The 2,618-nt window shown below is 48.5% G+C and carries 3 protein-coding genes; 2 read left to right on the top strand and 1 reads right to left on the bottom strand.

All coding sequences use genetic code 11. The features are described 5' to 3' along the window. Positions 1-33 precede the first annotated feature (33 nt). Positions 34-333, bottom strand: a complete 300-nt coding sequence (locus WBV75_RS13845; protein WP_424121173.1) for a hypothetical protein — start codon at positions 331-333, stop codon at positions 34-36. Between the two features lie 190 nt (positions 334-523). On the opposite strand from WBV75_RS13845, the gene WBV75_RS13840 reads away from it, so the two are divergent. Beyond that, positions 524-1,240: a prolyl oligopeptidase family serine peptidase gene (locus WBV75_RS13840; RefSeq protein ID WP_424121172.1), complete on the top strand. Its 717-nt coding sequence runs from the start codon at positions 524-526 to the stop codon at positions 1,238-1,240. 126 nt (positions 1,241-1,366) lie between these two features. Further along, positions 1,367-2,618: thioredoxin domain-containing protein (locus tag WBV75_RS13835; RefSeq protein WP_424121171.1), on the top strand; the 1,252-nt coding region annotated here is incomplete at its 3' end.

The following is a 2,618-nucleotide window of genomic DNA, read 5'->3' as shown; positions in this document are numbered from 1 at the left end:
GGTTGGAGCCTTCTACTGACACGTGTGGAGAAATCAGACAGAGGGAGGGGGGCGCCCAAATAGGGGCTCCCAGGCCAATCGCTCCTTTGGATTGGAAAGATAATCGGTGAGTATTGGATTTTGATCCGATTCGGTTGGGGTAAAAACCAGGTGTGATACCGTGGCGGGCTCAAAGGGAGTGCTCTGTAAAACCAGGGCATAATCACACCATTCACAGGTAACCTGATCGTTATCCTGCTCATGGGAGAGGGCATGGAATTCAAGGCCTTTGGATCCCAAAAAAAGGCTTAGCAAGAATAGAGCGGTAAAGAGTCGCTTTGCACTTTTCTGCATAAAGCGAAATTACACGTTTAGATTCGGTTCTGGTGTTAATAAAATGTGAACGACCTGACCGGTAATCCGGCATCGCCCCCTTTGGCGGGAATTGACGCTCCGACGGATTCAGTTTGTCATAACGACATTCAGGCTGAATGAATATCTTTGAACACACTATCGGATCAATTCCCTATGAAATCAGGAAATAATGGCGTTCTATAAACTGCTGATAAATCTATTGCTTCTGGCTATTTGTATTTCGTCCTGTTCTGCCCAGTCCAGACTGGAGTCCGGGGAGCGGGAAGTTGTGGTTTCCGAAACCCTGGAGTATTATCTCTACTTTCCCCCGGATTACGAGCCGTCGTCCGGGGCCAAATTTCCGCTCTTGTTATTCCTGCACGGGGGAGGGGAATCAGGAGGAGCTTTGGATTTGCTGCAGAAGAATGGTCCGCCAAAGCTATTGGCGGAAGGGAAAGACTTTCCGTTTTTAATCCTGGCACCCCAGAACCCGCACAAACAAAAATGGTGGAATGTTCGGGCGGTGATGAAGCTGTTGGAAAGTGTTGTAGAAGAAAACCGGGTAGATCCGGATCGACTCTATCTGACCGGTTTGAGTCGGGGGGGCAATGCCTGTTGGGAAATCGCCACACAATATCCGGAAACCTTTGCCGCTATGGCTGTGGTTTGTGGAATGACTCCTTTGCCTTATGCTCATTGGGTTGACAAATCTATGCCCATTCGCGTCTTTCACGGAACCGAGGATCCGGTCATTCCGTTTTCAGAATCTGAAGAAATGGTTCGAAAACTTCGGGAGATGGGTTACAATGTGGAACTTACCGCTTACTCTGGCGTTGGACATAATTCCTGGGAAAAGGCCTATCTTGAAGAAGACCTGTATACCTGGTTTTTAGAACATTCTAAATAGCCCTGTTGTAAGGTCATACATTTCTTTAGATAGACCCAAAGATGTTTCTTACCCCTTAAGCACTTCTCTCGGACAGGGTTTAATCGAGTGGGATTTGTATTTTTGGAACAATTGTAAGCGGACTTCATGAAAAAATGCCCCTTTATTCTCCTGGCGTGCAGTTTTTTGTCACTCCTGATGATTTCCTCCTGTGGGGAGCCCCAAAAGGATAGGGCAGAAGGTAATGCCCTTAGGACTGAAACGAGTCCGTATTTACAACAACACGCATCTAATCCGGTTCACTGGAAGGCCTGGGATGAGTCGATTTTCAAAAAGGCCGAAGCCCAGGATAAGCTGGTGCTTATCAGCATTGGGTATTCCTCCTGTCACTGGTGTCATGTTATGGAGGAGGAGACTTTTGAGAACGACTCTGTAGCGGCATATATGAACGAGAATTATATCAGCGTCAAGGTGGATCGGGAAGAACGCCCGGATGTGGATCAGGTGTATATGACGGCGGTTCAACTGATGACAGGATCGGGCGGGTGGCCCCTGAATGTTATTGTCCTGCCGAACGGCAAGCCCATTTACGGAGGTACGTATCATACACGGGAGCGCTGGCTTCGGGTACTCAATGAAGTACAGCAGCGGTACGAAAGCGATCCTAAGGGACTCTCGGACTATGCCGATCGGGTTGCCCAGGGCATTCAGGAAGTAAATTTGATTCCTGAAAACGAGGCGGAACCCGATCAGAACCCCAAAGCAATCGAAGAAGCTGTGGGCCTTTGGCAATCCAGATGGGACGGCCAGTGGGGTGGAAATGCAGGGGTTCAGAAGTTTATGCTTCCCTGTGACCTCTCGTTTTTGATGACCTACTCACACCTGTCAGGGGATCAGAAATCCCGGGATCATGTGAAAACCACGCTCGACCGTATGGCTCACGGGGGTATATTTGATCAGATAGGCGGGGGCTTTTTTCGATACAGTACCGATACCCGGTGGCATATACCCCATTTTGAAAAGATGCTCTATGACAATGCGCAGCTCCTGAGCATTTACAGCAAGGGATATCAGTTATTTTCGGATAAGGAATACAAAGAAGTAGCTGAGCGTATCCTGTCGTTTTTAATTCGTGATATGAAGGCGCCGGATGGTGGTTTTTACGCTGCCCTGGACGCCGACAGCGAAGGGGAAGAAGGTAAGTTTTATCTCTGGACATCGGCAGAGCTACAGGATGTTGTGGGTAGTGAGTACGAACTTTTGAGCGCGTATTACGGAATTGATCCGGAGATGGTGTGGGAATCCGATTTCTTTGTACCCTACAGAAGGACCTCCGATACAGATTTTGCGAAATCGCAGAAGCTCGAACCCGCCCGGTTAGAGGATTTGAAAAAGACCT

Origin of the sequence: Robiginitalea sp. (assembly GCF_049588695.1) — a bacterium.
In the GTDB taxonomy this organism is placed as follows: Bacteria; Bacteroidota; Bacteroidia; order Flavobacteriales; family Flavobacteriaceae; genus Robiginitalea.
The sequence above is the reverse complement of the archived record's forward strand: the minus strand, read 5'-3'. Positions and strand labels throughout refer to the sequence as shown.

Excerpts from the sequence above, each read along its gene's own strand:
- WBV75_RS13840 (WP_424121172.1), top strand. The coding sequence starts at position 524 with ATGGCGTTCTATAAACTGCTGATAAATCTATTGCTTCTGGCTATTTGT.
- WBV75_RS13845 (WP_424121173.1), bottom strand. The coding sequence starts at position 333 with ATGCAGAAAAGTGCAAAGCGACTCTTTACCGCTCTATTCTTGCTAAGC.